We start from the raw sequence: 26,434 nt of genomic DNA on the forward strand, positions 1-26,434 counted from the left end.
GCTTGTACGGTGACGACCCGGCCCGGGCGGCGCGACGCCGTACGTGCTCCTCCTCGGACAGGATCCGGCCATGTCACGACGCCCCTCGCTGGTGCTGCTGCTCGTCGCCGCCCTCGCCCTGGTCACGACGACCGCGGCAGCGGCGCCCACCGCCCCGACCCCGGGGGCCTCGGACTGGCCGATGTTCCACCGCGACGTCAGCCACAGCGGCACCTCGCCCGAGACCGGCGTCACCGCGCAGGACGCCGCCACCCTCGGCATCGCCTGGCAGCAGAACACCGGCGCGGGCACCAACACCTCGCCCGCGGTGGCCTGGTCCGCGGTCCTCGACCGCACCCTCGTCTACACCGCGAGCAAGAACCACGTCGTGTCGGCGTACGACGCCCTCACGGGCGAGCGGGTCTGGTACTTCCAGACCATGGGTGAGCTGTCGAGCAGCCCGGCGGTCGTCGACGGCGTGGTCTACATCGGCAGCGACGACCATCGCCTCTACGCCCTCGACGCCGCGACCGGGGCCAAGCGCTGCTCCTTCGACACCGGGGGCGTCATCAACGCCTCGCCCCTGGTCGTCGACCCCGGTGACGGCCTGGTCGTCTACGTCGGCGACAACGGGCACACCGGCGCCAGCGACGGCGGCCACATCTGGGCGATCAACGCCGTCGACCCCAACCCGGCGGTCGACTGCTCCCTCAAGTGGCAGTTCGACCAGTTCGGCGAGCCCGCGGGCAGCCAGCCGCTGGCCGGCTCCTGGTCGCCCCCGAGCTGGGTGACCACCGCCGACGGCCGCCACCTCGTCGTCGCCGGCTCGTCGAGCCCGGACTGCGCCGTCTACGCGCTCGACCCGCAGACCGGGGCGCGGGTGTGGCGCTTCGAGACCGTCCACACCTCCTTCGACTCCGACGTGGGCGCCGGCACGACCGTCTCCGCGCCGGGGGTGAACGGGTTCGCCGACGGCGTGGTCTACGCGATCGGCAAGAACCACGTCCTGTCCGCGCTCGACCCCGGGACCGGGACGCAGCTGTGGGAGTACGACGTCGACCTGGACTCCCCGGGCTTCGTCGGGTCGACCCGCTCGACGCCGGCCCTCGCCGGCAACCGGGTCTTCTTCGGCTACGGCGAGGGTCTCTACGCCGTCGACGCCACGACCGGACAGAAGCTGTGGCGCCTGCAGACCCCCGCCCGGCTCGAGGTCATCTCCTCGCCGGCGGTCGTCGGCCCGGACGGTGCCCAGGTCGTCCTCTTCACCGACCTCAGCGGCCGCGTCTTCGCGGCCGACGCGGCGACCGGGCAGCTCCTGTGGTCGTACCAGACCGGCGGCTACACCTACTCCTCCCCGGCGGTCTCGAACGGCACGGTCTACGTCGGCAGCTCGGACGGCTTCCTCTACGCCTTCGCCCTCGGCGGCGGCACCAGCGGCAAGCCGACCGCCACCGTCACCGCCCCGACGGACGGCGCCACCCTGGCCAACCCGGTCGGCGGCCTGCTGACCATCACCGGGACGGCCGAGGACGACCGCGGTGTGCAGGAGGTGCGGGTCGCGGTGAAGAAGCACCTCGGCGGGACGTGGTGGAACGCCTCGACGTCCTCCTGGGCGCGGGTCTTCGGCACCTCCCGCGCCACCCTGGCGTCGCCCGGTGCCCGCTCGACGACCTGGACGATCCAGGTGCCGGTCGCCCCGACCGGCGGCGGCTACACCGTGCAGGCCGAGGCGGTCGACGCCGACGGGCAGCACACCGCACCGGTCGCCCAGTCCCGGGTCGCGATCCTCTCGACGAGCACGCCACCGGACACGACGATCACCTCCCCGACCCGCAAGACCGTCTTCTCGCTGCCCACGCCGCTCGCGCCGACGACGGTCACCCTGCGCGGCACCGCCACGGACACCGCGGGCGCGCACCCCGGCGTCGACAAGGTCTACCTCGTCATCAAGAACAAGGAGCACAACGAGTACTACTGCGGGTCCCTCGGGTGCGGGGGCGCGCCCGACGACGCGTTCGGGCCCCAGCGCGCGGTCATCGCGGTCACCCCGGACCGCCCGGGGGCGACGTCGACGACGTGGAGCTACACCTTCACGACGATGGACCACCCGCACAACTACGGTGTGCAGGCCTACGCCCGCGACCTCGACGGGGAGAGCGACCCGTCCAAGGCGAGCGTCAGCCCGATCTGCGTCCGGCTGCCCGGGCAGACCTGCGCGGGTGCGCTGGGCTGAGCGACCCCCGCGGCGCGTCCAGCGGCTTGGCAGACTGCACCCATGGACGACGACACCGCCGTCGCCGACGACCTCGCGCTGCTGCGGGCCTTCGAGCCGGTCCTGCGCCTCACGGCGGGCGAGTACTTCGTCCCCGTCGGCGTGCAGGAGTGGGTGACCCGGGCCCGGCTGTGGCACCGCGGCCCGGACGACCGGCTCGTCGAGGTCGCCGCCCCCGGGGAGCTGACCCTGGACGGGCTCGCCGAGCTCGGGGTCCGGTACGACGGCGCCCCGCTCGCCCTCTCCGGCCTGCCGGAGGAGCCCACCCGCCTGCAGCGGGCGCGGGCCTGGTTCCGCGCCGTGCGCCCGCACTTCCGGGCGAGCGACCGGCTGGCGCGGGTCGGTCTCGCCGGCCGCGTCGTCGACGTCGTCGGCCGGGTCTCGCTGCTCTTCCGCGGCGCGGTCCCGGGCGGGAGCGCGGCGGCCGCCGTCCTCGTCCAGGACGAGCACCTCGACCCGGCCCGCCCGCGCTACCACGGGCGCGTGCTGCGCGACGGGGACTGGGTGGTGCTGCAGTACTGGTTCTTCTACTGCTTCAACAACTGGCGCTCGGGCTTCTCCGGCGTCAACGAGCACGAGGGGGACTGGGAGCAGGTCACGGTCTACCTCGACGCGACCACCCTCGACGGGCCGGGTCCGGACGGCGTCCCCGTCCCGCGCTGGGTCGTCTTCTCCTCCCACGACGAGGTCGGCGACGACCTGCGACGCCGGTGGGACGACCCCGACCTCACCCTCGTCGGCCGCCACCCCGTCGTCCACGTCGGCGCCGGGTCGCACTCGGGCGCCTTCCTCCCGGGGGAGTACCTCGTCACCGTCGTCCCCCCGCGGTGGGGCGGGATCGTCGGGGCGCTGCGCTGGCTGGCCAAGCTGCTCACCCCGTGGACCCGCGCCGCGCAGGGCGGCGGGCTCGGCATCCCCTACGTCGACTACGCGCGCGGCGACGGCGTGACCATCGGCCCGGCCGGGCAGCTGGCCTGGACCCCCGTCGTCATCGACGACACGACCCCCTGGGTGCGCGACTACCGGGGCCTGTGGGGCCACGACACCCGCGACCGGCTCGGGGGCGAGCGCGGTCCCGCGGGGCCGCGCTACGAGCGCGACGGCACCGTCCGGGCCGCCTGGGGTGACCCGGTCGGCTGGGCCGGGCTGGCCAAGGTGGCGCCCAACCCCGACCAGGAGCTGGCCGCCCTGCGCTCGTGGGTCGCCCGCCTCGAGGAGGACGTCGCCCGGCTCGACGACGAGGTCGCCGCCCAGCGCGCGGAGCTCGCGGCGGGGGCGGCCAGCGTCTCCCCGTCCGCCGCCGACGCGGCCCTGCTCGCCGAGCGGGAGCAGGCGCTGCACTCGCGGCGGATGGAGCGGGTGCGCCTGCAGGACCAGGTCCACGCCGCCGTCCGCCGGATCGCCGACGGCGCGCCGGCGCAGGGCCCCCACGACCACCTGCGCCACCGCCGGACGCCGCTCTCGCGCGAGGAGCGGGTGCGCGAGCGGCTGCTGCTCGCCTGGTCGATCATCAGCACGCCGCTGCTGCTCGGCGTGCTCGCCTACGTGCTGCTGCCGGGCACCGCGCGCCGTCCGCTGCTGCTCGTCGCGGCGCTCGCGCTGGTGCTGTCCGTCGAGGCCCTCGCCCGTGGTTACCTCGGGGCGTACCTGCGCCGCCTGCTGCTCGTCGCCGGCGTCCTCGCGGCCGGGGAGCTGCTCGTGTCCTACTGGCAGTGGGTCGTCGTCGGGCTGTTCGTCGCCGGTGCGCTCGTCGTCCTCGTCGTCAACCTGCGTGACACACTGCGCCGGTGAGCGCCGCGCCGTTCCCGCCCCGCGAGGTGACCGTCGTCCTCACCGACCGCGGGGGCCGGCTGCTCGGGGCGCTCGGTCCGCTGCACGTCGAGCGCCCGTGGTGGTCGGAGGTGGAGGACGTGCTCGGCGGGCTCGGGGCGACGTACGGCGTCCGCGCGCGGGTCCTGCGGCTGCTCACCAGCGAGGAGCCGTACGCCGGCGGCCCGGTCACCTACCTGGCCGAGCCGGTCGGCCCGGTGCCGGACCGGCTCGACCCGGTGCCGCCGGCCGCGGAGCGGGCCGCGGCCGCCGACCCGACCCGCCGGCAGTGGTGGGCCCGGCCCGGCGCGCTCGAGGACCTGGCCGGCTGGGCCGGCGCGGCGCTCGCGCGGCACGGCCGCGGCACCCTCGGTGACCTGCGCCAGCGGCGCACCTGGAACCTCTCCCTCGTCGCGACCCTCGAGGCCGAGGGCGGGCGGGTGTGGCTCAAGGCCGTGCCGGCGTTCCTCGCCGACGAGGCCGCCGTGCTCGACGTCGTCCACGACGTCGCGCCCGGCCTCGGGCCGGTCGTCCTCGGCCGCGACCCCGCCCGCCGGATGGCGCTGCTCGACGACGTGCCCGGCGAGGACCGGTACGACGAGACCGATCCCGACCTGCTCGCCGCGATGGCCCGTCGCTGGGTCGGGGTCCAGGCCGCTGCGGTCGACCGCGTCGACGACCTGCTGCGCGCCGGCGCCGTCGACACCCGGCCTGCGGCCCTCGTCGACGACGTCGCCGCCCTGCTCGCGCGGCCCGACGTCGCGGCGCCGCTCGAGCCGGCCACCCTCGGGCGGCTGCACGACCTGCTCGACGGGCTGCCCGCGCGGCTGGACGCCGTCGACGCCTGCGGCCTGCCGGACACCCTCGTGCACGGCGACCTGCACACCGGCAACTGGCGGGTCACGGGGGCGCGCGCCGACGGCGGGCCCGACGGCGGTGGGCTGCGGCTGCTCGACTGGGGCGACGTGCGGATCGGCCACCCGGCGCTCGACCTGTTGCGCCTGGCTCCGGCCGCGGACCCGGGCCTCGCCGCCCACGTCACCCAGGTGTGGTCGGCGGCGTGGCGGGCCATCGTGCCCGGTGCCGCGCCCGACCGCGCCGCCGACCTGCTGCGGCCGGTCGAGCCCCTCGTCGCGGCGACGACGTACCAGCGCTTCCTCGACGGGGTCGAGGAGACCGAACGGGTCTTCCACCACCTCGACGTGCCGGCCGCGCTGCGCGCCGCCGCCGGGCCGGTCTCAGGGGGCTGAGCCCTCCACCGCCGGCTCGAGCTCGACGACGAGCAGCGGGCCGCCCGCGTAGAGACCGCCGTCGACGGCGAGGGCGAGACCGTCGGCGTACGCCCACGGACCGGCCGTCGCGGCCGGCGAGGGGGCGTCGGGCTGGATCGTCGCGATGATGCTGTGCCCGTGGACGAGCCGCGCGGCGCCGTACGTCCGCAGGATCCCGCGCGCGGTGGTGACCCCGCTGCCGGGAGTGACGAACGCGTAGCGGTCGGTGAGCCGCCGCCACACCTCCCAGTGCTCCGCGAAGTCGCCGTCGAGCGCGGCCGCGACGGCGGCGTTGACGGCGGCCACGCTGTGCCCCAGCTCGAGGTAGGCGTCGGTGTCGGAGTGCATGAGCAGCCAGCCGTCCTCGAGGGCCAGCGGCGGCAGCGCGGACAGCCAGGTCACGTGCTCGGCGGTCAGCCGGCCCTGGTCGATCGGGTTGCCCCCGTTGAGGACCCAGCTCTCGCCGAAGCTGCCCCCGTCGGCGCCCGGCGCGGCGCGCACGCCGTACCGCCACATGCCGAGCGCGAGGACCTCGTGGTTGCCGAGGACGGCCGACGTCGAGCCGCCCGCGCCCACCGCCTCGCGCTCCAGGCGCATGACGAGCTCGACGGCGCCGACGCCGTCCGGGCCGCGGTCGAAGAAGTCGCCCAGCACGCGCAGCCGCGCGTCGGCACCGACCCAGCGGTCGGCGGCGTCGAGCAGCCCGGCGTCGCGCAGGGCGGCGGCGAGCTCGTCGCGGTGGCCGTGCGGGTCGCTGACGACGAAGAGGGGCATGGCGGCTCGGGGTCGACGCTGGAGGCGGGGCCGGTCAGCCGAGCTCGCGCAGGCCGGGCAGGACCTGCTCGGAGAAGGTGCGCAGGAAGCGTTCCTGGTCGTGGCCGGGGCCGTGGAAGACGAGGTGGTCCAGGCCCCAGTCGACGTACGGCCTCACCGCGGCGACGATCTCCTCCGGGTCGGAGGAGACGATCCAGCGCTTCGCGACCTGCTCGTCGGATAGCTCGTCGCCGAGCCGCTCCATCTCGAGCGGGTCGCTCGTGCCGTGCTTCTGCTCGGCCGTCAGCGACAGCGCCGCCCAGAAGCGGCAGTTGGAGACGGCCTGGTCGTGGTCGGGGTCCCAGGACAGCTTGATCTCGACCATCCGGTCGATGTCCGCGCGGGTGCGCCCGGACTTCTCCAGACCCTCGTCGACGGCGGGCAGCAGCTTGTCGCGGTAGAGCTCCTCGCCCTTTCCGGAGGTGCAGATGAAGCCGTCGCCGGAGCGGCCGGCGTAGCGGGCGACGAGCGGGCCACCCGCGGCGACGTACACCGGGATCGGCTGCTCGGGCTTGTCGTAGACGGTCGCGTCCTTCGTGGAGTAGTAGTCGCCCTCGAAGGTGACGCGGTCCTGCGTCCACAGCTCCTTCATCAGCCGCACCGACTCGCGCAGGCGCGCGAAGCGCTCCTTGAAGTCGGGCCAGCCGTCCTCGCTGTCGACCGAGCCGACGACGACCTCGTTGAGCGCCTCGCCGCTGCCCACGCCGAGGGCGATGCGCCCGGGGTAGAGCGAGCCGAGGGTGCCGAAGGCCTGCGCGACGACGGCGGGGTTGTAGCGGAAGGTCGGCGTCATCACCGAGGTGCCGAGCTGCACGCGTTCGGTGCGCTCGCCGGCGGCGGCCAGCCAGGACAGCGAGAACGGCGCGTGGCCGCCGTGGTGCCGCCACGGCTGGAAGTGGTCCGAGACCCACACGCTGTCCAGGCCGACCTCCTCCGCGAGGACCGCGTAGTCGAGCAGGGGGCGGGGGGCGAACTGCTCCGCGGAGGCCTTGTAACCGATCTTCAGCGCCATGGCCCCGACCCTAATCCCGCACGGTACGTTGCCGGGGTCCTGGTGGCCTGATGCCGGGGCGAGGCGGTCGGACGACAGGAGAGTGACGATGGGAGCCCTGTGGCACCCCTTCTCGGACATGGGCGCGGTCGAGCGCGGCGGCGAGCTGGTCATCACGCGCGGTGAGGGGGTGCGGGTGTGGGACGCCGACGGGCGCGAGTACCTCGACGCGACCGCCGGGCTGTGGTTCGCCAACGTCGGCCACGGGCGAGGCGAGCTGGCCGACGCGGCGGCGGCGCAGATGCGCGAGCTCGCCGCCTACCACTGCTTCGGCGACTACGCGACGCCCTCGACCCTCGAGCTCGCCGAGCGGCTGGCCGGCATCGCGCCGGTGCCGGGGTCGAAGGTCTTCCTCACCTCCGGCGGCTCGGACTCGGTCGACACCGCCGCCAAGCTCGCGCGCCGCTACTGGGTCGAGGCGGGACGGCCGCAGAAGACGCACGTCATCGGCCGCCGGCAGGCCTATCACGGGATGCACTACGCCGGGACGGCGCTCAGCGGTATCGGCCCCAACCGCGAGGGGTACGGCGTCCTCGTCCCCGACACGGCGACGGTCGAGTGGGACGACCCCGAGGACCTGCGCGCGACGATCGAGCGGATCGGCCCCGAGCACGTCGCCGCCTTCTTCTGCGAGCCGGTCATGGGCGCCGGCGGGGTCTACCCGCCGCCCGAGGACTACCTGCTCTCGGTCCGCAAGCTGTGCACCGAGTACGAGGTTCTCTTCGTCGCCGACGAGGTCGTGACCGGCTACGGCCGGATCGGCGGGTCGTGGTTCGCCTCGACCCGGTTCGGTCTCGAGCCGGACCTCGTGACGACGGCCAAGGGGCTGACGTCGGGCTACGTGCCGATGGGCGCCGTCCTCGTCGCGCCGCGGGTCGCCGACGCCTTCTTCCGCCCCGACGGCGGGGTGTGGTGGCGGCACGGCTACACCTACTCCGGCCACGCGACCGCCGCGGCCGTCGCCCTGGCCAACCTCGACCTGCTCGAGCGCGAGCACCTGCTCGACGAGGCGCTGCGGCTGGAGTCGACGCTGGCCCGTGAGCTGTCACCGCTCGCCGCCCACGAGCGGGTCGCCGAGGTGCGCTGCGGCACGGGTGCGCTGGCCGCCGTGCAGCTGCACGAGCCGTCGCAGGCGATGGGGCTGGCGAGGACGCTGCGCGAGCACGGCGTCGCGACCCGGGCCGTCGGCGCGGGCGGCATCCAGATCTCGCCGGCCTTCGTCATGACCGACGCCGAGGTCGCCGAGCTGGCGACGCGGATCGGCGCGGCCCTCGACGCCTGAGCGACGGGGGCCGCGCCGAGCGGGACCGGTCGGCTCAGCTCACGACGACGCGGTCGCCGAGCTGCACCTGGTCGAAGAGCCGCGCCAGGCCGGCGTAGTCGCGCACGTTGACGCAGCCGTGCGACGCGCCGGCGTACCCGCGGGCGGCGAAGTCCGAGGAGTAGTGCACGGCCTCGCCACCGCTGAAGAACATCGAGAACGGCATCGAGCTGCCGTACAGCGTCGAGGTCCACGTGCGGTTCTTGCGGTAGACGGTGAAGTCGCCCTCGCGGGTCGGGTGGTTCTCCGAGCCGAAGCGGACGTCGAAGCGCTGCAGCGCCTTCCCGTCGACGACCCAGGTGAGGCTGCGCGAGGCCTTGGAGATGCACAGCACCCGCCCGGTGAGGCAGCGGGCGTCGAGCCCCGCCGTGGACGGTGCGGCGGCGGTGACGACCGGGACCCGGTTGGCCAGCTCGTCCGCCGTCGGCGGGCGGGTCATCGCCTGCAGCTTGTCGAGGGTCCGCCGGTCGACCTCACCGGTGACCGGGAAGCCGCGCTTGGCCTGGAACCCGCGCACCGAGGCCGTCGTCCGCTCGCCGTACGTGTCGGTGACGTCGCCGGAGTACCAGGCCAGCTGCTTGAGGCGCGCCTGGACCTCGCGGACCGTCGAGCCGGTCGAGCCGGTGCGGTAGATCGCCGGGCCGGCGACGAGGGTGGGCGTCGGCTTCGGCGTGGGCGTGCTCGCGGGGGTCGCCGGGCTGCTCGGGGCCGGGGCGGCGGTCGTGGCGGGCGGCGTCGCCGCGGGGGCGACCGCGGTGGCCGCCGGCGTCGGCGTGGTGACGACCGTGGCCGAGGCGGTGCCCGGGCCCGCGGGGGCGGCGGTGCTCCCGCCGGCCGGACCGCACGCGCCGAGCGCCAGCGCGCCGGCGGTCAGCGCGGCGACCAGGCCCCCGGCGCGCAGCGCGATGGAGGGGGTACGGCGGCGCTGCGTCAGGGTCGGCGTCGGCGGCTGGGGCACGGTGGACTCCTTGCTCGGTCGGCGGGCCCCCGTGGCCCGCTCACCCGTCAGGACGCCACTGTCGGGGCGCGGGTTGCCCTCGTGGGGGATGGCGACCCAGGGGTTACCGAACTGTGTCCTGGCTGCGGGGGCGCCGTACGCCCGCTGGGAGCCTCCGAGCCATGCCCTGCGAATCGGGTTCGGTCCACTCGGCTCGGGTCCTGACGGGAGCCGAGCGCACCGAATCCGATTCGGGTCGGTCAGCCCTGGTGTGGGGGGTTGGCCCGGCGCAGGACCTCGGTGAGCTTGTTGGCGCCGGCGACCACGGTGGCGGCGTGCAGGCGACCGGGCTGGCGCGAGAGGCGCTCGATAGGGCCGGAGATCGACACGGCGGCGACGACGCGGCCGGACGGGCCGCGGACCGGCGCGGACACGGACGCGACGCCGGGCTCGCGCTCGCCAACGCTCTGGGCCCAACCGCGACGGCGGACGGCCGAGAGGGCGGTGGCGTTGAACCGGGCGCCCTGCAGGCCGCGGTGCAGCCGGTCCGGCTCCTCCCACGCGAGCAGCACCTGCGCGGCGGACCCGGCGTGCATCGACAGCGTCGCGCCGACCGGGATCGAGTCGCGCAGTCCGACGGGGCGCTCGGCGGCCGCGACGCAGATGCGCTGGTCGCCCTGGCGGCGGAAGAGCTGCGCGCTCTCGTTGGTGTGGTCGCGCAGCGCGCCGAGCACCGGACCGGCGGCGGCGAGCAGGCGGTCCTCGCCGGCCGCCGACGCGAGCTCGCTCAGGCGCGGCCCGAGCACGAAGCGGCCCTGCATGTCGCGGGCCACCAGCCGGTGGTGCTCCAGCGCGACGGCGAGGCGGTGGGCGGTCGGTCGCGCCAGCCCGGTGGCGCCGACCAGCTGTGCGAGGGTGGCCGGGCCGGCCTCGAGGGCGCCCAGCACGACCGCCGCCTTGTCGAGGACACCGACCCCGCTGCTCTTGTCCATGCACTGATATTGCCGTCTCAGTGCCTGAGACGTCAATTCCACGCGCCGAAACGGTGCGCGACGCTGGCACGAGCACCACCGTCGGAAGGGGAACTGTCATGGCACGGACGCTGGCCGAGAAGGTGTGGGACGCGCACGTCGTGCGCCGCGCCGAGGGCGAGCCCGACCTGCTCTACATCGACCTGCACCTCCTGCACGAGGTGACGAGCCCCCAGGCCTTCGACGGTCTGCGGCTCGCCGGTCGGCCCGTACGACGCCCCGACCTCACCCTCGCCACCGAGGACCACAACGTCCCGACGACGCCCGGGCCGATCACCGACCCGGTGAGCCGCACCCAGGTCGAGACGCTGCGCCGCAACTGCGAGGAGTTCGGCGTCCGGCTCTACCCGATGGGCGACGCCGAGCAGGGCATCGTCCACATCATCGGCCCGCAGCTGGGCCTGACCCAGCCGGGCATGACGATCGTCTGCGGCGACAGCCACACCTCGACGCACGGCGCCTTCGGCGCGCTCGCCTTCGGCATCGGCACCTCCGAGGTCGAGCACGTGCTCGCCACCCAGACCCTGCCGCTCAAGCCGTTCCGCACGATGGCCGTCACCGTGGAGGGCGAGCTGCCCGAGGGCGTGACGGCCAAGGACGTCATCCTCGCCGTCATCGCCGAGATCGGCACCGGCGGCGGTCAGGGCTACGTCATCGAGTACCGCGGCAGCGCCATCCGCGCGCTGTCGATGGAGGCCCGGATGACGATCTGCAACATGTCGATCGAGGCGGGCGCCCGCGCCGGGATGATCGCCCCCGACGAGACGACCTTCGACTACGTCCAGGGCCGCCCGCACGCGCCGACCGGCGCCGACTGGGACGCCGCCGTCGAGGCCTGGCGCGAGCTGCGCTCCGACGACGACGCCGAGTTCGACCACGAGGTCCACGTCGACGCCGCCTCGCTCACGCCGTTCGTCACCTGGGGCACCAACCCCGGCCAGGGCCTGCCGCTCGGCGCGAGCGTCCCCGACCCCGAGTCGTTCGCCGACGAGAGCGACCGGGTCGCCGCCGCGAACGCGCTGCGCTACATGGGGCTGCAGGCCGGCACGCCGCTGCGCGAGGTCGCCGTCGACACGGTCTTCCTCGGCTCGTGCACCAACGGGCGCATCGAGGACCTGCGCGCCGCCGCCGAGGTCATCAAGGGCCGCACGGTCGCCGACGGCGTGCGGATGCTCGTCGTCCCCGGCTCGGCCCGGGTGCGCCTGCAGGCCGAGGCCGAGGGCCTGGACAAGGTCTTCTCCGAGGCCGGGGCCGAGTGGCGCCTCGCCGGCTGCTCCATGTGCCTGGGCATGAACCCCGACCAGCTCGCCCCGGGGGAGCGCAGCGCCTCGACGAGCAACCGCAACTTCGAGGGCCGGCAGGGCAAAGGCGGGCGCACCCACCTGGTCAGCCCGCTCGTCGCCGCGGCCACCGCGGTGCGCGGCACGCTGTCCTCGCCCGCCGACCTCACCGACCGTCCCGCCGAGCTCGTGGAGGCCTGAGCCATGGACACGTTCACGACCCACACCGGCGTCGGGGTGCCGCTGCGCCGCAGCAACGTCGACACCGACCAGATCATCCCGGCCGTCTACCTCAAGCGGGTCACCCGCGACGGCTTCGAGGACGGGCTCTTCGCCGCGTGGCGCCAGGACGAGTCCTTCGTCCTCAACAACCCGCGCTACACCCACGGCTCGGTCCTCGTCGCCGGGCCGGACTTCGGCACCGGCTCGAGCCGCGAGCACGCGGTGTGGGCGCTGATGAACTACGGCTTCCGGGCCGTCGTCTCGTCGCGCTTCGCCGACATCTTCCGGGGCAACAGCGGCAAGGGCGGGCTGCTCACCGCCGTCGTCGCCCAGGACGACGTCGAGCTGATCTGGAAGTACCTCGAGAACGACCCGGGCGCCGAGGTCACCGTCGACCTCGTCGGCCGGACCGTCACCGCCGGCGAGATCGTCGCCCCCTTCGAGGTCGACGACTACACCCGCTGGCGGCTGCTCGAGGGCCTCGACGACATCGGCCTCACCGAGCGGCACGAGGCCGACATCACGCGGTTCGAGGCCGACCGGCCCTCCTACAAGCCGGTCACCACGGTCTGACCCGGCCCCCGCGCCGGAACCGGCAGCCCGCGCGACACGCCTGACCGGCGTGTCGCGCGGGCTCCCGGCCGTCGGGTGGGTCCCGGGCGTGCGGCGCACGGGCGCCCCTGCCGCACAAAGGGACCCGGCCGCCCACCCCGGCGCCGTACGGCGTCCTGCGACGACGTTGTATCCGGTACGAGAACCGTTGTCGCGCATGGCTGCTCGCCGTCCTCTCGCGCAAAGCCGCAGGTCACGGGCGGGGTGGCGACGGCGGTCCGGAGGTCGGGAGCAGGGGCGCCACAGGCCGCCGTACGGCGCCCGGGAGGGCCTCCGAGGCGCTCGAAAGCGTTGCGCGCCAACATCTTCACCCTCATCGGTGCTCGACTGGGAGCGTGCGGGGTCCTAACGTCTGTGTCAGTCCGGGCGTACGACCCGGGTCCGCACCGCCGCCGGGACCCCTCGTCGGCGTCACCCCGGAGGATTCCCCAACGTGAACAAGGCAGAGCTCATCACCGCGATCGAGGGCAAGCTCGGCAGCAAGAAGGCTGCGAGCGACGCCCTCGAGGCCGTGCTCGACGCGATCATCCGCGAGGTCGCCAAGGGCGGCAAGGTCGGCATCACCGGCTTCGGCACGTTCCAGAAGGTGGCCCGCGAGGCGCGCACCGGCCGCAACCCGCGCACCGGCCAGACCGTGCGGATCAAGAAGACCACCGTCCCCCGCTTCCGCCCCGGCACCGGCTTCAAGGAGGTCGTCGCCGACCCGCGCAAGCTCCCGAAGGCCGCCGCCGCCGGCGCCCGCGCCTCGGCCGGCACCGCGACGAAGACCGCCGCCACCAAGGCCGCCCCGGCCAAGAAGGCGACGACGAAGACCGCGGCCACCACGACGGCCGCGACGAAGACCGCGGCCACGAAGACCGCCGCGACGAAGACGGCCGCGGCCAAGACCACCACCGCGAGGAAGACGACGGCGACCAAGGCCGCCCCGGCCACGAAGACCGCCGCCACCAAGGCCGCCCCGGCCAAGAAGGCCACGACGACCGCCAAGAAGACGACGGCGACCAAGGCCGCCCCGGCGAAGAAGGCCACCGCCACGAAGACGGCGGCCACGAAGACCGCGGCGACGAAGACCGCGGCCAAGAAGACGACCGCCACCAAGGCCGCCCCGGCCCGCACCGCCGCCAAGAAGACGACGACCACGCGGACCGCGGCCAAGAAGGCCGCCGCTCGCTGACCCGCTCCGTACGACGCGACGGGCCGTCACCCCCCGGGGTGGCGGCCCGTCGTCGTGTCCCGACGCTCGTGGGGTCCGGGCGGCGGCGTTCCTCGACGATCTTCGGCGTCCGACGCGGGTGACGGCGTCGTCAGCCGTCGAGCCGGGCCAGCAGCTCGTCGATGCGGGCGGCGGTCGGTGGTCCGTCCGCGCCGCGCTCGGACACCTTGAGCGCGCCCGCGGCGTTGGCCCGCCGGGCCGCGGCCGCCCAGTCCAGACCGGCGGCCCGGGCGGCCAGCAGCACCCCGGTGTGGGTGTCGCCGGCGCCGTTCGTGTCGAGCGCGGTCACCGGCACCCCGGGCACCGTCACCCGCTCCCGCCCGCCGTCCTCGCCCCGGACGACGACCACGCAGCCCCGGGCGCCGTCGCGCACGACGGCGGTGGCGCGCGCTCGCGGCAGCCGTCCGAGCACCGCGCCGGCCGCGGCCGCCGGGTCGGCCTCCCCGGTGAGCGCGGCGCTCTCCTCGGCGTTCCCGCTCCACACGTCGGTGCGGTCGAGCACCCGCCGGCGGACATCGTCGTCGAGCTGGGCGAACGCCGACCCCGGGTCGACGACGACGACGACGCGGTCGTCGAGGCGGTCGAGGGCCTCGAGCAGCGGTGCGCACGTAGGTCCCTCGAGGGTGAACCCGCTGACGCAGAGCAGGTCCCCGGCGACCGGGTCGGCCGACAGCAGCGTCCCGGCGGTGACCTGCCGCTCGGCGCCCCACCTCGTGATGAAGGTCCGCTCGGCGCTCGCCTCGACGACGACGAGGCAGACCCCGGTGTCGGCGTCGGCCACGACGGGACTGGCGACGAGCACCCCGTCGGCGTCGAGCGCGGCCCGGACCAGGTCGCCGTGCGGGCCGGTGCCGACCGACCCCGTGAGGACGGCGGCGGCGCCGTCGCGGGCGGCCGCGAGGAGCACGGTGACGGCCCCGCCGACACGCAGGTGCCGCGCGCGGGCGACGGCGTTCCCGCCGCGCGGCGGCAGCACGTCGACCTCGACGACCTCGTCGACGAGGGCCTGCGCGGTGTGCACGACCCGCGGTCCGGTGTGGGGGACGGGGCCGGTCACGGGGGCTGCGGTGCCGGTCAGCGGATCGTCTCGCCGGGCCCGATGCCGACGATCCACAGGCGTCGTACGGACGCGGCGGCCTCGCCCTCGGCCAGCTCGACGCTGACCCGCTGCCCGCCCCGCAGCCGCAGCAGGGCGCTGCGGGCGAACACGTCGGCGCCGAAGCGCGCCTCGCGGCCGTCGTCGAGCAGCACGCTGCCGGCGCCGGTCTCCTCGTCGAAGGTGTGGACGCTCGCCTGCACGCGCCCCACCCTAGGCCGCTCAGGCGGTGCGCGGGTCGTCGCGCTCGTCGCGGTCGGCGGCGGGGGTGCCGAGGTGCGCGAGCAGGGCGGCGGTGTGGTCGCCGACCCCGAGGCTGAGGGCCCGGCGCAGCGACGCCTCGTCGTCGACGTCGCGGCGCAGGCGCGGCAGGTCGAGGTCGAGCCGCACCGCCCCGGCCTGCTCGTGCGCGAGCGCCGACGCGCCGCCGAACCGCGGCCGCAGCGTCTCGCTCGTGCGGGCGGTGAGCAGGACGGTGCCGACCCCGTCCGCGTCGGGCACCACGGCGGCGTCGTACGGCGTCGCGGCCGCGAGGGCGGTGGCCACGTCGCCGGCGGTGGCGCTGGGGACGTCGCCGAGCAGCGCGGCCACCCGCGGGGCGGGGGAGGCCGTGCCGGCGGCGCGGCGGGCGCCGGCGAGGACGGCGGCGTCGAGGCCGGCGCCGGGGTCGGGCACGACGACGGCACCCGTGGCCGCGACGGTCGCCGCGACGGTCGGGTCGGAGGTGACGACGACGACCCGCGCGGGCCCCACGGCCCCGGCCACCGCGGTGACGGTGTCGAGGGCGAGCGCGGTGGCCAGCTGCCCGTGGTCGACGCCGTCGGGGGCGCGCAGCCGGCTCTTGGCCCGCGGGCCCCCCTTGACCGGGACGACGACCGCCCAGGAACCGGGGGCGAGGGCGCGGCTCATCGCCCCAGTCTGCCCCGCCCGGCGGAGGTGCCCTAGCGCGGTCCGGGGGGCGAGCGCGGACCGAGTGCCCGGCGCGCCGGGACGCGGCTCGACACGGGCGGGCGGGGCAGGCGAGGATGCGTGGGGCGCCCGCGCGGCGCCGGCCCGGTCGGACCCTCCCACCGGGCGACCCGCGGCGCTCGGCGCCGAGGAAGGGCACGGAGCAGCAGTGGAGCCAGCACGTCGACGGGCCCGTCTCAACCCCGCGTACGTCGTGGTCGCCGCCATCGTGCGGCCGTTCATGTTCCTCTTCACGACCAAGCGGTGGAGCGGCTGGGAGCACCTGCCGAAGGAGGGCGGGTTCGTCGCCGCACCGAACCACATCTCCAACTTCGACCCGTTCCCGATCGCCTGGTACCTCTTCAAGGCCGGGTGCGTGCCCTTCTTCCTGGGCAAGGAGTCGGTGTTCCGGATCCCCGTCTTCGGCAAGCTTCTCCTGGCCTCCGGGCAGGTACCCGTCTACCGGCGCAGCTCGCGGGCGAGCGACGCCTACCGGGCGGCGGTCAGCGGGGTCAAGGACGGCAAGTGCGTCGTCGTCTACCCGGAGGGGACGCTCACCCGCGACCCGGGGATGTGGCCGATGGTCGGCAAGTCCGGTGCCGCGCGGATCGCGCTGGAGAGCCGCTGCCCGCTCGTGCCGATGGCGCACTGGGGGGCGCAGGAGGTCATCCCGCACTACCGCAAGGGTCTGCACCTCTTCCCGCGCAAGACGCTGCACGTGACCGCCGGGCCGCCGCTGGACCTCAGCGACCTGCACGACCGTCCCCTCGACGGCGCGACCCTGCGCGAGGCCACCGAGCGGCTCATGGACGCCATCACCGCCCTCGAGGCCGAACTGCGCGGCGAGCAGCCGCCCACCGAGCGGTGGGACCCGCGGGTGCACGGTCAGGCCGAGACCGGCAACTACCTGCGCGACCGGGGGACCGGCGAGGAGCAGCCGTGACGGCGGGCCGCGCGTGACCCGCGCCGCGGTCGTCGGCTCCGGCAGCTGGGGGACCGCGTTCGCGGCGACGATGGCCCACGCCGGCACCGACGTCGTGCTGTGGGCGCGTCGCCCCGAGCTGGCCGCCCAGGTCAGCGCCGGACGCAACGACGACTACCTGCCCGGGGTCGAGCTGCCGCCCGGGCTGCGGGGCACCACCGACGTCGCCGAGGCGCTCGACGAGGCCGACGTCGTCGTCTTCGCCGTCCCCTCGCAGACCCTGCGGGCGGGGTTGGCGCAGTGGGCGGGGCTGGTGCCGCCCGACGCCGCCGTCGTCTCGCTGATGAAGGGCGTCGAGCTCGGGACGACGAAGCGGATGAGCGAGGTGATCGCCGAGGCCGGCGACGTCGAGCCAGAGCGGATCGTCGTCGTCTCCGGCCCGAACCTCGCCCGCGAGATCGCCCTGCGACAGCCCGCGGCGAGCGTCGTCGCCTGCGTCGACGAGCTGATGGCCGAGCGGGTCGCCGACGCCTGCGTCACCCCGTGGTTCCGCCCGTACACCAACGACGACGTCGTCGGCGTCGAGCTCGGCGGGGCGGTGAAGAACGTCGTCGCCCTCGCGGTCGGCATGGCCGAGGGGATGGGGCTGGGCGACAACACCAAGGCCTCGCTCATCACCCGCGGCCTGGCCGAGACCTCGCGGCTCGGCGCGGCGCTCGGCGCCGAGCCGACGACGCTCATGGGGCTGGCCGGCGTCGGCGACCTCATCGCCACGTGCATGTCGAGCCTGTCGCGCAACCACACCTTCGGCGTCGAGCTGGCCCGCGGCCGCACCGTCGAGGAGATCGGTGCCTCGCTCCACCAGGTCGCCGAGGGCGTCAAGTCGTGCGAGTCCATCGCGCAGCTGGCGGCCGAGCACGGCGTCGACATGCCGATCGTCGGCGCCGTCGTCGCCGTCGTCCGCGGGCGGGTCACGCCGCAGCACATGGTCGGCGCGCTCATGGGCCGCAGCCTCAAGTCCGAGGCCGACTGACCCGCCTCAGCGCACCGTCGCCAGGTAGGCGCGGGGCAGCCGGCTCTTGGCAGGGCGGTCGGCCAGCGCGCGGTCGGGCGTCGTGAAGAGGACCGCACCGTCGGCCGTCATCCCCGCGGTGTGGACGGCCATCGTCGTCGGGGTGCCGTCGGGACCGACCGAGACGGTCGCCCGCGCCCCGGTCGCGCCGTCGACGCGCTGGGCGTCGCTGAGCCGGCTACCCGGGCGCCGGGCCTCGACGGCCAGCTGCGCGGCGCCCGCGGTCGCCGCGCTCACGGTGACCAGCCCGCGCAGCCGCAGGGTGGTCACCACCGAGAGGTCGGGCAGCGCCCGCGACACCAGCGTCGTGTCCACGCCGCCGGGCTGGGTCGGCTGCGCGGAGTGCCGCTCGCAGACGAGGCGGGTCGAGTCGGCGGCGACGACGCACGGCTGCGGGACGCCGTCGGCGTCGACGGGCCAGGCCCGCTCGACCCCGGTGACGGCGTCGTGCAGCACCGTCGGCGCGGGCCAGCGGTCGAGGGCGGCGTACCGGCCGTCGGGGGAGGAGGTGGTGAGCCGGCAGCGGTCGCCGTCGGCCTCGCCGCCGCACAGCGTGGTCCAGGTGCCGGTCGTGCGGTCGAGCCGGACGACGGCCTCGTACGGCGCCCCGGCGCCCTGCGGCACCTGCCCGCCCACCGTCACCCACCGCGCGTCGGCGCTGAGCGCGGCCGTCTGGACGCGCAGCCGCGCGACGCCCCGGGTCGAGGTGGTGACCGTCGGCAGCCGCAGCACGCTCGTCGCGCCCGTGTCGGGCCGCCGCAGCAGCACGACGCTCGCGGCGCTGCCGAGGTCGGGCAGCAGGGTGGTCGCGTCCCGGTCCCACAGCAGGACCAGGGACCCGTCGCCCGACAGGGCCGCCCCCGACACGAGGTGCATCCCGTCGGCCGGGGTCCCGTCCGGCGCCGCCGAGACGAGGGTGACCGTTCCGGTCGCGCGGCGCAGCAGGTACCACTGCTGACCGGCGGCGACCGTCGTCACGTCGTCGTCGCTGGCCCACAGCACCGTCCCGCCGTCGGCGCTGACCTGCAGCGACCAGGGGTAGGCGCCGACCACGCGGCCCCGCGGGTCGAGGCTGACCGCCGCGACCTGCACGACGGGCGCGGCCTGCACGACGGCCGCGACGGGCGCGGCCGACGGGGCCGGTGCGGCTGGCAGGACGAGGGCGGCCAGGCCCCCCAGGATGGCGATGATGCTGCGACGCACGGCGCCGCCCCCGTTCAGCGAGCAGGGCCGGCACGGCGTCGGCCCGACGGCGGTCACGCTAGGACAGGTGCGTGCATCCCGGGCCAGAACCGACGGAAGTGGCCCCGAACGGCCAAACCGGCCGGATCCCGGCGGCCCAGGCGCTCCCCGGGCGGCCGGTTCCGGTCAGGCGCCCGCCTCAGGCCGAGGCGCGCAGCGCCGCGTCGAGGTCGCGCCAGAGGTCGTCGACGTCCTCGATGCCGACCGAGAGGCGCAGCAGGTTCTCCGGCACGGTGAGCACCTCGGCCGGGTACTTGCGGCGGCGCTCGAGCAGCGACTCGACGCCGCCGAGGCTCGTCGCGTCGAGCCACAGCCGGCAGCCGGCGGCGGTGGCGTCGGCGGCCGCGGCGCCGCCGGCGACCTCGATGGCGACCATCCCGCCGAAGCCCGGGTAGCGCACGCGCTCGACGCGCGGATGACCCTCCAGCCGGCGGGCCAGCTCGGCGGCGTTGGCGGCCGAGCGCTCGACCCGCAGCGCCAGGGTGCGCAGCCCGCGCAGCGCCAGCCACGCCTCCATCGGCCCGGCGATGCCGCCGTGCAGGGTGCGGCGGCGCAGCAGCCGTTCGTGCAGGCCCGGCCCGTCGCCCTCCGGTGCCGTGACGACGGCGCCGAGGACGACGTCCGAGTGCCCGGCGAGGTACTTCGTCACGGAGTGCACGACGACGTCCGCGCCGTGGGCGAGCGGCCGCTGCAGCAGCGGGGTCGCGACCGTGTTGTCGCTGACCGAGACGACGCCGCGCTCGCGGGCCGCGGCGAAGAGCGCGGGCAGGTCGGCGACCTCGAGCATCGGGTTGCCGGGCGACTCGGTCCACAGCAGGTCGGCGCCGTCGAGGGCGGCGACGACGGCGGCCGTGTCGGTGAGGTCGACGGTGCGGATGTCGTAGCCCTGCGTGGCGTACTCGGCGAAGAGGCCGGTCGTGAGGTTGTAGGCGTGCCGCGGCGCGACGACCGTGCCGCCGATCGGGCACAGCGAGGCGGCGGCGGAGATGGCCGCCATGCCGGAGCCGAAGAGCAGCGCGTCGCCGCCCTCGAGCCCGCCGAGCGCCTCCTCGAAAGCGGTCCACGTCGCGTTCCCGTTGCGGCCGTAGCCGACTCCCTGCTCGGGGGCGGCGTACGTCGACGTCAGCTCGACCCCGGGGTTGACCGCGGCGCCGGGCACCCGGGCCGGCCGACCGAGGGCGACGGCGAGGGTGGCGGGGGCGAGGCCGTCGTGCGCGGGGTCGTGACTCACCGGTCCAGCGTAGGGGGAGCGGCGGGGCCGCCCTTGTAGGGTCGGGCGCGATGAGCGAGCAGCCGCAGCACCCCCGCCGACCCCGCGTCGCCGTCGTCTTCGGCGGCCGCTCCTCCGAGCACGCGGTGTCCTGCGCGACCGCCGGCGGCGTGCTGCGCGCGATCGACCGGGGAAAGTGGGACGTCGTCCCCATCGGCATCGCCAAGGACGGCCGCTGGGTGCTCGCCGCCGACGACCCCGAGCCGCTGGCCATCGCCCCCGGTCACCTCCCGGAGGTCGACCCGGACGCCGCCGCCGTCCTCGTCCCGCTGTCCACCCGGGACCGCAGCCTCACCGTCCTCGAGGCGGGCGAGCCGCCGCGCACCCTCGGCGACGTCGACGTCGTCCTGCCGCTGCTGCACGGCCCGTTCGGCGAGGACGGGACCCTGCAGGGGTACCTGGAGCTCGCCGACGTCCGGTACGTCGGCTCCGGTGTCCTCGCCTCCGCGGCGGGGATGGACAAGCACTACATGAAGGTCGTCTTCGCCGCGGCCGGGCTCCCCGTCGGCCCGTACCGGGTCATCACCGACCGCGCCTGGCGCGCGGACCGGGTCGCCGCGCTCGCGACCCTCGAGGGCCTGGCCTACCCGCTCTTCGTCAAGCCGGCCCGCGCCGGGTCGAGCATGGGGATCACCAAGGTCCACGACGCGTCGGGGCTCGAGGCGGCGGTCGAGGCCGCCCGCGAGCACGACCCCAAGGTCGTCGTCGAGGAGGGGATCGTCGGCCGCGAGATCGAGTGCGCCGTCCTCGAGGGGCACGGCACCGACGCCCCGCGCACGTCGATGGTCGGCGAGATCGCCGTCCACGGCGCGCACGAGTTCTACGACTTCGAGGCCAAGTACCTCGCCGAGGCCGACGTCGACCTGCGCTGCCCCGCCGACCTGCCGGCCGAGCAGGCCGACGAGGTACGACGCCTCGCCGCCGCCTCCTTCGAGGCGCTCGGCTGCGAGGGTCTGGCCCGCGTCGACTGCTTCGTCGCCGACGACGGTCGTGTCCTGGTCAACGAGATCAACACGATGCCGGGCTTCACGCCGTTCTCGATGTACCCGCGGATGTGGGCCGCGTCAGGGCTCGACTACCCCAGCCTCATCGACGAGCTGCTCACGCTCGCGCTCGAGCGGCGCACCGGGCTGCGGTGAGCACGACGCTCGACCTGCGCGTCGACGAGGGCGACCCGACCCCGCCGTACGAGCAGCTGCGCCGCCAGGTCGCCGGGCTCGTCGCGAGCGGTGATCTGCCCGCCGGGGAGCGGCTGCCTCCGGTGCGGCAGCTCGCGGCCGACCTCGGCCTCGCCGCCGGGACGGTCGCGCGGACCTACCGGGAGCTCGAGCAGGCCGGTCTGGTGCAGACCCGCCGCGGCGCGGGGACGCGGGTCGCCGACGGGGTCGGCGCCACCCTCTCCGAGGACGTACGACGCCACCGGGTCGAGGAGGCGGCGCAGGACGCCGTACGGCGACTGCGGTCGCTGGGGGCGGACGACGAGGCCATCCGCCGCGCTGTCGACGACGCGCTGCACGGGACCGGCGCATGACCCCGGACCGGGAGCGCCGTCTGCGCGCGCTGACGCCGACGGTCGACGCGGCACTGCGCCCCGGGGACGGAGCGCCGGCGGGGTTCGCGTCGGTGCGCCGCAGCCGGCTGCTGCCGCCCGGTCTCGACCTCGACACCGCCGCCGAGCGGCTCCTGCACTGGCGGCTGCAGCGCGGGGTCGGTCGCGGCGCCGACCCGTCGTCCGAGCGCATCGAGGAGGGCACGGTCGTCGACCTGCGGATCGGCGTCGGCCCGCTCGCGCTCATCGCGCCGTGCCGCGTCGTCGAGGTGCTCGACGAGCCGGGGCGGCGCGGGTTCGTCTACGTCACGCTGCCCGGGCACCCGGTGGCCGGGGTCGAGTCCTTCGGCCTCACCGCGGAGGGCGACCGGGTGCGGCTGACCATCGCCGCCGTCTCGCGTCCGGGCAGCCTGCTGACCCGGGTGGCGGGGCCGCTCGGCCGGCTCGGCCAGGCGCTCGTCGCCACCGCCTACCTGCACGCGCTCGACGACCCGGCCTGAGCCGGCTCCCCTCAGGGTCAGCGCCCGAGCGGCGGTCAGCTGCAGCGGCGCCCGTCGGCCGGCAGCGTCTGCGCGGCGGGGCCGAAGACCGGCAGTAGCGACCCCTCGTTGCCCGGCGTCGTGTGCCCCTGCGGCACGAGGACCTCCAGGGCCGGCGACCGGCCGAAGGTGACGAACCTCGCCCCGTCGGACAGGGTCGAGACGACCCAGTCGACCCCGCTGACCGACAGGCAGTCGGTCGACGGGCCCGGCTCGGGGACGCCGCAGCGGGCGATGACGGCCGGGTCGCCGTACGCACGCACCGCCGGTGAGACCGGGTCGGTGTCGACCGGCTCGAGGCCGGACACCGACGCCGGCCAGGCGCGGGCGAGCGCCGTACAGGCGGGGGAGGTGCCCTGGGCGGGCACCGCGACGGACACCGACCGCGAGCAGCCGGCGAGCGGGGCCGCGGCGAGCATGGCGGCCGCGCCGATCAGGCCGAGCCGGCCGGCGCGCCGCACGGGTGCGTCAGACGTGGACGACCGTGCAGGTCAGCGTGCGGGTGATGCCGGGGACGTCCTGGATCCGCGCGATGACGAGCTTGCCGAGCTCGTCGACCGTCGCCGCCTCGACGCGGGCGATGCAGTCGTACGGGCCGGTGACGTCCTCGGCGGTGACGACACCCGGGATCGCGCCGACGGTCTCGGCGACGGTGGCCGCCTTGCCCACCTCGGTCTGGATGAGGATGTACGCCTGGACCACCTGTTGCTCCTCGGGATCGCCTCGGGGGAAGTGCGGACGCGTCGTCGCGCAGGGGTGACGCTACCGTGCGGGGTGCCGGGTCCGCGCAGGCGGCACACCGATGGCCGGCAGAGAGGGCGGGGACGGCGTGGGCGAGGCGGACGGGCCGACCCGACGACTGAGCGACCTCGACGAGGACGAGCTGCTCGCCCAGGTGGTGCCGCGGTTCGCCGCCGCATCCGGGCCGACGCCGCTGATGCTGCTCGGCCCCGGCGACGACGCCGCCGTCCTCGCCGCACCCGGGGGCTCCGTCGTCGCGACGACGGACACGATGGTCCGCGGCCGCGACTGGCGCGACGACTGGTCCGGCCCGGGGGACGTCGGCGCCAAGGTCGTCGCGCAGAACCTCGCCGACGTCGCCGCGATGGGCGCCCGCCCGACCGGGATCCTCGTCACCCTCGTCGCCGACCCGGGCACCGAGGTCGCCTGGGTGCTCGCCTTCACCGACGCCGTCGCCCGGGCCTGCGCCGACGCGGGCGTCGCCGTCCTCGGCGGCGACCTGTCGTCCGCCGGGCCGGGCACGCTGACGGTCTCGGTGACCGCCCTGGGGGACCTCGAGGGACGCGACCCCGTACGGCGCTCCGGCGCGCGCCCGGGGGACGTCGTCGCCGTCGCCGGCACCCTCGGTCTGTCCGACGCCGGGTGGCGGCTGCTGCGCGAGGGCCGGCCCGAGGCGGACCCGGAGGCGGTCGCCGTCCACCGCCGGCCGCGACCGCCGCTCACGCTGGGCCCGGCGGCGGCCGTGGCGGGGGCGACGGCGATGCTCGACGTCTCCGACGGGCTGCTGCGCGACGGCGGCCGGATCGGGCGGGCCGGCGGCGTCGTCCTCGACCTCGACCCGGCGCCCCTCGCGGGCGACGTCGCCCGGCTGGCGCCCGCGCTGGGGGAGCAGGACGCCCGGCGCGCGGTCGTCGAGGGCGGCGAGGAGCACTCGCTGCTCGCGACGTTCCCGACGGACACGACCCTCCCCGAGGGGTTCCGGACCATCGGCCGGGTCCGGCCGGCGGGGGTCGACGGGCCGGGCGTCACCGTGGCCGGGGTCCACGCCCACGGCGGCGGCTGGGACCACTTCCGGCCCTGAGCGGGCACGACGAACGGCCGGCACCACGGAGGGTGCCGGCCGTCGAGGTCGTGCGGGGCGCTGGACGCACCTCAGGGGTGGAGCAGGGTCAGCGGGTGACCTTGCCGGCCTTGAGGCACGAGGCGCAGACGTTGAGGCGCTTCGGGGTCGCACCGACCATCGCCCGGACGCGCTGGATGTTGGGGTTCCAACGGCGCTTCGTACGACGGTGCGAGTGCGAGATGTTGTGACCGAAGGACGGCCCCTTGCCGCAGACGTCGCAGTTGGCAGCCACGGTGGATCTCCTGGGAATGCTCGAAGTCGATGGACGGGTTGTCGGTCGCTGCGCACGGCGAGAGAGCCAGACGCGGGGACCCGGGGCACGCGATCACGAGAGGACCGCCCCGGACAACCGCTCAAGGGTAGCCGACGGGCGGCTCACCGGCCAAAACGCCTCCGCCCGCGCCGTCACCGGGACGGACGGCCCCGCCCGGTAGCGTGTCACGCGTGGGCAGCCCGACGACGACCCAGGCCTCGCCGGGTCCCGCGTTGCGCGTGCTCGACGCCGTCGCCGCCCGCCGCTGGGCCGTGCTCGCCCGGGCCGCCTTCGCCGCCCGCCGCACCGAGCTCGACGCGCTCAACGTCTTCCCCGTGCCCGACGGCGACACCGGCACCAACCTCTTCCTCACCATCGACGGCGCCCTGGCCGGCGAGCCCGGCCGCAGCGGCGTCGGGCTCACCGCGCAGAGCCGCGCCTTCGCCCGCGCCCTGCTGCTGACCGCCCGCGGCAACTCGGGCGTCATCCTCAGCCAGATCTTCCGCGGTCTCGCCGACGAGATCGCCGCCCGCGGGCCGGAGGGCGGCGGGCTCGATGGCGCCGGTCTGGCCCGCGCGCTCGTCCGCGCCGACGAGATGGCCTGGGCCGCCGTCGACCGGCCGGTAGAGGGCACCATCCTCAGCGTGTCCCGCGCCGCCTCGCGGGCCGGGCTGGCCGCCGGCGACGACCTCGCCGGGGTCGTCACCGCGGTGCTCGCCGCGGCCCGGGCGGCGCTGGCCGACACCCCACGTCAGCTGCCCGCCCTCGCCCGCGCGGGGGTCGTCGACGCGGGCGGGACGGCGTACGTCGTCCTGCTCGAGGCCCTCGAGCGCGTCGTCCGCGGCGGGGAGGGCGAGTCCGTGCCGCCGCCGCGCCCGGCTGCGACCCGCCCGGCCCCGCCGCCGCTCGGGGGCGACGGGCCGGCGTACGAGGTCACCTACCTGCTCGACGGGACCGACGAGGACCGCGTGCGGGCGCTGCGCGCCCGGCTGGCCGGCCTCGGGGACTCGCTCGTCGTCTCCGGCGGCGACGACGGGGCGGACGGGGCGGATGGGACCTGGAGCGTGCACGTCCACGTCGACGACGTCGGCGCCGCCCTCGAGGCCGGCGTCGAGGCGGGCCGCCCGCACCGGGTCCGGGTCGAGCGGTTCGCCGACGCCGCGCCCGAGACGTCGCGGCTCCACGCGGCGTCGTACGCCGTCGTGGCGTGCGCGGCGGGGGAGGGGCTGGCGACCCTCTTCGCCGCCGCGGGGGCCCGCACCGTCCCCAGCGCCCCCCGCCGACGGGCCAGCGCGGGCCAGCTCCTCGACGCCGTCCTCGCGACCGGAGCGGCCACCGTCCTGCTGCTGCCCAACGACGGCGACACCGTGCTCGCCGCCGACGCCGCCGCGCAGGTGGCCGCCGAGCGCGGCGTCGACGTCCGCGTCGTCCGGTCCCGCTCCGCCGTCGAGGGGCTCGCCGCCCTCGCCGTCCTCGACCCGTCGGCCGACGCCACCACCGCCGCGACGGCCCTCTCCGAGGCGGCCGCCGCCACCCGGCGCGGCTCGGTCACCGTCGCCGACCGGGCGGCCGACACGGCCGCCGGACCGTGCCGCCCCGGCGACGCGCTGGGCCTGGTCGGCGGCGAGGTCGTCGTCGTCGGGTCCGACCTCGAGCAGACCGCGGCCCACGTCGTCCAGCGCCTGCTCGCCGACGGCGGGGAGGTCGTCACGCTCGTCCTCGGCGAGAGCGCGCCGGCGGGGCTCGGCGAGGCGGTCGAGGCCGCCGCGCGTCGGACGGCGCCCCACGCCGAGATCACCCGCATCTACGGCGGGCAGCCGGTCCACCCGCTCTTCGTGGGGGTCGAGTGACGGTCACCGAGGACTCGC

Annotated in this window: 26 protein-coding genes; 14 read left to right on the forward strand and 12 right to left on the reverse strand. The window is 76.1% G+C overall.

Features of this window, described 5'->3' with window-relative positions; all coding sequences use genetic code 11:
• Window positions 1-70 precede the first annotated feature (70 nt).
• The 3 genes from FB458_RS14285 to FB458_RS14295 are packed head-to-tail and all read left to right on the forward strand — an operon-like array spanning window position 71 to window position 5,310.
• Entirely contained in the window at window positions 71-2,212 is a 2,142-nt protein-coding gene (locus FB458_RS14285; RefSeq protein WP_141849083.1) for an outer membrane protein assembly factor BamB family protein, read from the forward strand.
• 42 nt (window positions 2,213-2,254) lie between these two features.
• Window positions 2,255-4,042 (forward strand): hypothetical protein, encoded by a 1,788-nt coding sequence (locus FB458_RS14290; protein ID WP_141849084.1) that lies wholly within the window; start codon window positions 2,255-2,257, stop codon window positions 4,040-4,042.
• Complete coding sequence (locus FB458_RS14295) at window positions 4,039-5,310, forward strand: aminoglycoside phosphotransferase family protein (protein WP_211356049.1); 1,272 nt, start codon at window positions 4,039-4,041, stop codon at window positions 5,308-5,310. The genes FB458_RS14290 and FB458_RS14295 overlap by 4 nt, the downstream gene beginning before the upstream one ends.
• On the opposite strand, the gene FB458_RS14300 is transcribed toward FB458_RS14295, so the two are convergent.
• Window positions 5,299-6,105 (reverse strand): metallophosphoesterase, encoded by an 807-nt coding sequence (locus FB458_RS14300; protein ID WP_141849085.1) that lies wholly within the window; start codon window positions 6,103-6,105, stop codon window positions 5,299-5,301. The genes FB458_RS14295 and FB458_RS14300 overlap by 12 nt on opposite strands.
• Window positions 6,106-6,139: 34 nt before the next feature.
• Complete coding sequence (gene fgd / locus FB458_RS14305; protein ID WP_141849086.1) at window positions 6,140-7,156, reverse strand: glucose-6-phosphate dehydrogenase (coenzyme-F420); 1,017 nt, start codon at window positions 7,154-7,156, stop codon at window positions 6,140-6,142.
• Between the two features lie 88 nt (window positions 7,157-7,244).
• Between fgd and FB458_RS14310 the strand changes: the two genes are divergently transcribed.
• On the forward strand, window positions 7,245-8,477 hold the full coding sequence (locus FB458_RS14310) for an aminotransferase family protein (RefSeq protein ID WP_141849087.1): 1,233 nt from the start codon (window positions 7,245-7,247) through the stop codon (window positions 8,475-8,477).
• 34 nt (window positions 8,478-8,511) lie between these two features.
• On the opposite strand, the gene FB458_RS14315 is transcribed toward FB458_RS14310, so the two are convergent.
• Window positions 8,512-9,474: a L,D-transpeptidase family protein gene (locus FB458_RS14315; RefSeq protein WP_141849088.1), complete on the reverse strand. Its 963-nt coding sequence runs from the start codon at window positions 9,472-9,474 to the stop codon at window positions 8,512-8,514.
• Window positions 9,475-9,713: 239 nt separating this feature from the next.
• Window positions 9,714-10,445, reverse strand: coding sequence for an IclR family transcriptional regulator (locus tag FB458_RS14320; RefSeq protein WP_141849089.1), 732 nt, complete (start codon window positions 10,443-10,445; stop codon window positions 9,714-9,716).
• A gap of 98 nt (window positions 10,446-10,543) precedes the next feature.
• Here FB458_RS14320 and leuC point away from each other — a divergent pair, with 98 nt between their 5' ends.
• The 3 genes from leuC to FB458_RS14335 all read left to right on the forward strand — a co-directional run bounded on the left by leuC (window position 10,544) and on the right by FB458_RS14335 (window position 13,772).
• Window positions 10,544-11,965, forward strand: coding sequence for a 3-isopropylmalate dehydratase large subunit (leuC, locus tag FB458_RS14325; protein WP_141849090.1), 1,422 nt, complete (start codon window positions 10,544-10,546; stop codon window positions 11,963-11,965).
• 3 nt (window positions 11,966-11,968) lie between these two features.
• Entirely contained in the window at window positions 11,969-12,559 is a 591-nt protein-coding gene (gene leuD / locus FB458_RS14330; RefSeq protein WP_141849091.1) for a 3-isopropylmalate dehydratase small subunit, read from the forward strand.
• Window positions 12,560-13,031: 472 nt separating this feature from the next.
• A complete protein-coding gene (locus FB458_RS14335; protein ID WP_141849092.1) occupies window positions 13,032-13,772 on the forward strand; it encodes an HU family DNA-binding protein in 741 nt (246 codons plus the stop codon).
• 130 nt (window positions 13,773-13,902) lie between these two features.
• Here FB458_RS14335 and FB458_RS14340 read toward each other — a convergent pair whose 3' ends face one another.
• From FB458_RS14340 to cofC, 3 genes are read right to left on the reverse strand one after another with little or no spacing between them, the layout of a single operon-like run.
• Window positions 13,903-14,868: a PfkB family carbohydrate kinase gene (locus FB458_RS14340; RefSeq protein WP_141849093.1), complete on the reverse strand. Its 966-nt coding sequence runs from the start codon at window positions 14,866-14,868 to the stop codon at window positions 13,903-13,905.
• Window positions 14,869-14,885: 17 nt separating this feature from the next.
• Window positions 14,886-15,110, reverse strand: a complete 225-nt coding sequence (locus FB458_RS14345) for a cold-shock protein (protein WP_141849094.1) — start codon at window positions 15,108-15,110, stop codon at window positions 14,886-14,888.
• 19 nt (window positions 15,111-15,129) lie between these two features.
• A complete protein-coding gene (gene cofC / locus FB458_RS14350; protein ID WP_141849095.1) occupies window positions 15,130-15,816 on the reverse strand; it encodes a 2-phospho-L-lactate guanylyltransferase in 687 nt (228 codons plus the stop codon).
• A gap of 208 nt (window positions 15,817-16,024) precedes the next feature.
• Here cofC and FB458_RS14355 point away from each other — a divergent pair, with 208 nt between their 5' ends.
• Together FB458_RS14355 and FB458_RS14360 are read left to right on the forward strand one after the other, a co-directional pair.
• A complete protein-coding gene (locus FB458_RS14355) occupies window positions 16,025-16,798 on the forward strand; it encodes a lysophospholipid acyltransferase family protein (RefSeq protein WP_246061217.1) in 774 nt (257 codons plus the stop codon).
• A gap of 13 nt (window positions 16,799-16,811) precedes the next feature.
• Window positions 16,812-17,810, forward strand: a complete 999-nt coding sequence (locus FB458_RS14360) for an NAD(P)H-dependent glycerol-3-phosphate dehydrogenase (RefSeq protein ID WP_141849096.1) — start codon at window positions 16,812-16,814, stop codon at window positions 17,808-17,810.
• A 6-nt stretch (window positions 17,811-17,816) separates the two neighbouring features.
• Here the strand turns inward: FB458_RS14360 and FB458_RS14365 are convergent, their stop codons facing one another.
• Together FB458_RS14365 and FB458_RS14370 are read right to left on the reverse strand one after the other, a co-directional pair.
• The gene (locus FB458_RS14365) at window positions 17,817-19,052 is read right to left on the reverse strand and encodes a hypothetical protein (RefSeq protein WP_141849097.1); all 1,236 of its coding nucleotides are present in this window, start codon (window positions 19,050-19,052) and stop codon (window positions 17,817-17,819) included.
• 178 nt (window positions 19,053-19,230) lie between these two features.
• Window positions 19,231-20,322 carry a trans-sulfuration enzyme family protein gene (locus tag FB458_RS14370; RefSeq protein WP_141849098.1) on the reverse strand — a complete coding sequence of 364 codons (1,092 nt, stop codon included), beginning with the start codon at window positions 20,320-20,322 and terminating at the stop codon, window positions 19,231-19,233.
• A gap of 50 nt (window positions 20,323-20,372) precedes the next feature.
• Between FB458_RS14370 and FB458_RS14375 the strand changes: the two genes are divergently transcribed.
• From FB458_RS14375 to FB458_RS14385, 3 genes are read left to right on the forward strand one after another with little or no spacing between them, the layout of a single operon-like run.
• Window positions 20,373-21,500: a D-alanine--D-alanine ligase family protein gene (locus tag FB458_RS14375; RefSeq protein ID WP_141849099.1), complete on the forward strand. Its 1,128-nt coding sequence runs from the start codon at window positions 20,373-20,375 to the stop codon at window positions 21,498-21,500.
• On the forward strand, window positions 21,497-21,892 hold the full coding sequence (locus FB458_RS14380) for a GntR family transcriptional regulator (protein ID WP_141849100.1): 396 nt from the start codon (window positions 21,497-21,499) through the stop codon (window positions 21,890-21,892). Before FB458_RS14375 ends, FB458_RS14380 begins: the two co-directional genes overlap by 4 nt.
• The gene (locus FB458_RS14385; protein WP_141849101.1) at window positions 21,889-22,410 is read left to right on the forward strand and encodes a DUF1990 domain-containing protein; all 522 of its coding nucleotides are present in this window, start codon (window positions 21,889-21,891) and stop codon (window positions 22,408-22,410) included. The genes FB458_RS14380 and FB458_RS14385 overlap by 4 nt, the downstream gene beginning before the upstream one ends.
• A gap of 35 nt (window positions 22,411-22,445) precedes the next feature.
• Here FB458_RS14385 and FB458_RS14390 read toward each other — a convergent pair whose 3' ends face one another.
• Window positions 22,446-22,910, reverse strand: coding sequence for a DUF3515 family protein (locus FB458_RS14390; protein ID WP_246061218.1), 465 nt, complete (start codon window positions 22,908-22,910; stop codon window positions 22,446-22,448).
• A gap of 7 nt (window positions 22,911-22,917) precedes the next feature.
• Entirely contained in the window at window positions 22,918-23,151 is a 234-nt protein-coding gene (locus FB458_RS14395; protein ID WP_141849102.1) for an Lrp/AsnC family transcriptional regulator, read from the reverse strand.
• A 100-nt stretch (window positions 23,152-23,251) separates the two neighbouring features.
• Between FB458_RS14395 and thiL the strand changes: the two genes are divergently transcribed.
• Window positions 23,252-24,271, forward strand: a complete 1,020-nt coding sequence (thiL, locus tag FB458_RS14400; protein WP_141849103.1) for a thiamine-phosphate kinase — start codon at window positions 23,252-23,254, stop codon at window positions 24,269-24,271.
• Window positions 24,272-24,359: 88 nt separating this feature from the next.
• On the opposite strand, the gene rpmB is transcribed toward thiL, so the two are convergent.
• Window positions 24,360-24,545 carry a 50S ribosomal protein L28 gene (gene rpmB / locus FB458_RS14405; protein WP_141849104.1) on the reverse strand — a complete coding sequence of 62 codons (186 nt, stop codon included), beginning with the start codon at window positions 24,543-24,545 and terminating at the stop codon, window positions 24,360-24,362.
• Between the two features lie 212 nt (window positions 24,546-24,757).
• On the opposite strand from rpmB, the gene FB458_RS14410 reads away from it, so the two are divergent.
• Window positions 24,758-26,416: a DAK2 domain-containing protein gene (locus FB458_RS14410; RefSeq protein WP_211356050.1), complete on the forward strand. Its 1,659-nt coding sequence runs from the start codon at window positions 24,758-24,760 to the stop codon at window positions 26,414-26,416.
• Window positions 26,417-26,434 lie beyond the last annotated feature (18 nt).

The sequence above is a fragment of the Lapillicoccus jejuensis genome, assembly GCF_006715055.1.
Classification (GTDB): domain Bacteria; phylum Actinomycetota; class Actinomycetes; order Actinomycetales; family Dermatophilaceae; genus Lapillicoccus; species Lapillicoccus jejuensis.

What these genes read in the sequence shown, in the direction of transcription:
- FB458_RS14385 (WP_141849101.1), top strand. Translation starts at nt 21,889, where the DNA reads ATGACCCCGGACCGGGAGCGCCGTCTGCGCGCGCTGACGCCGACGGTC.
- fgd (WP_141849086.1), bottom strand. Translation starts at nt 7,156, where the DNA reads ATGGCGCTGAAGATCGGTTACAAGGCCTCCGCGGAGCAGTTCGCCCCC.
- FB458_RS14300 (WP_141849085.1), bottom strand. Translation starts at nt 6,105, where the DNA reads ATGCCCCTCTTCGTCGTCAGCGACCCGCACGGCCACCGCGACGAGCTC.
- FB458_RS14290 (WP_141849084.1), top strand. Translation starts at nt 2,255, where the DNA reads ATGGACGACGACACCGCCGTCGCCGACGACCTCGCGCTGCTGCGGGCC.
- thiL (WP_141849103.1), top strand. Translation starts at nt 23,252, where the DNA reads ATGGCCGGCAGAGAGGGCGGGGACGGCGTGGGCGAGGCGGACGGGCCG.
- leuC (WP_141849090.1), top strand. Translation starts at nt 10,544, where the DNA reads ATGGCACGGACGCTGGCCGAGAAGGTGTGGGACGCGCACGTCGTGCGC.
- FB458_RS14320 (WP_141849089.1), bottom strand. Translation starts at nt 10,445, where the DNA reads ATGGACAAGAGCAGCGGGGTCGGTGTCCTCGACAAGGCGGCGGTCGTG.
- FB458_RS14285 (WP_141849083.1), top strand. Translation starts at nt 71, where the DNA reads ATGTCACGACGCCCCTCGCTGGTGCTGCTGCTCGTCGCCGCCCTCGCC.
- FB458_RS14310 (WP_141849087.1), top strand. Translation starts at nt 7,245, where the DNA reads ATGGGAGCCCTGTGGCACCCCTTCTCGGACATGGGCGCGGTCGAGCGC.
- cofC (WP_141849095.1), bottom strand. Translation starts at nt 15,816, where the DNA reads ATGAGCCGCGCCCTCGCCCCCGGTTCCTGGGCGGTCGTCGTCCCGGTC.
- FB458_RS14375 (WP_141849099.1), top strand. Translation starts at nt 20,373, where the DNA reads ATGAGCGAGCAGCCGCAGCACCCCCGCCGACCCCGCGTCGCCGTCGTC.
- leuD (WP_141849091.1), top strand. Translation starts at nt 11,969, where the DNA reads ATGGACACGTTCACGACCCACACCGGCGTCGGGGTGCCGCTGCGCCGC.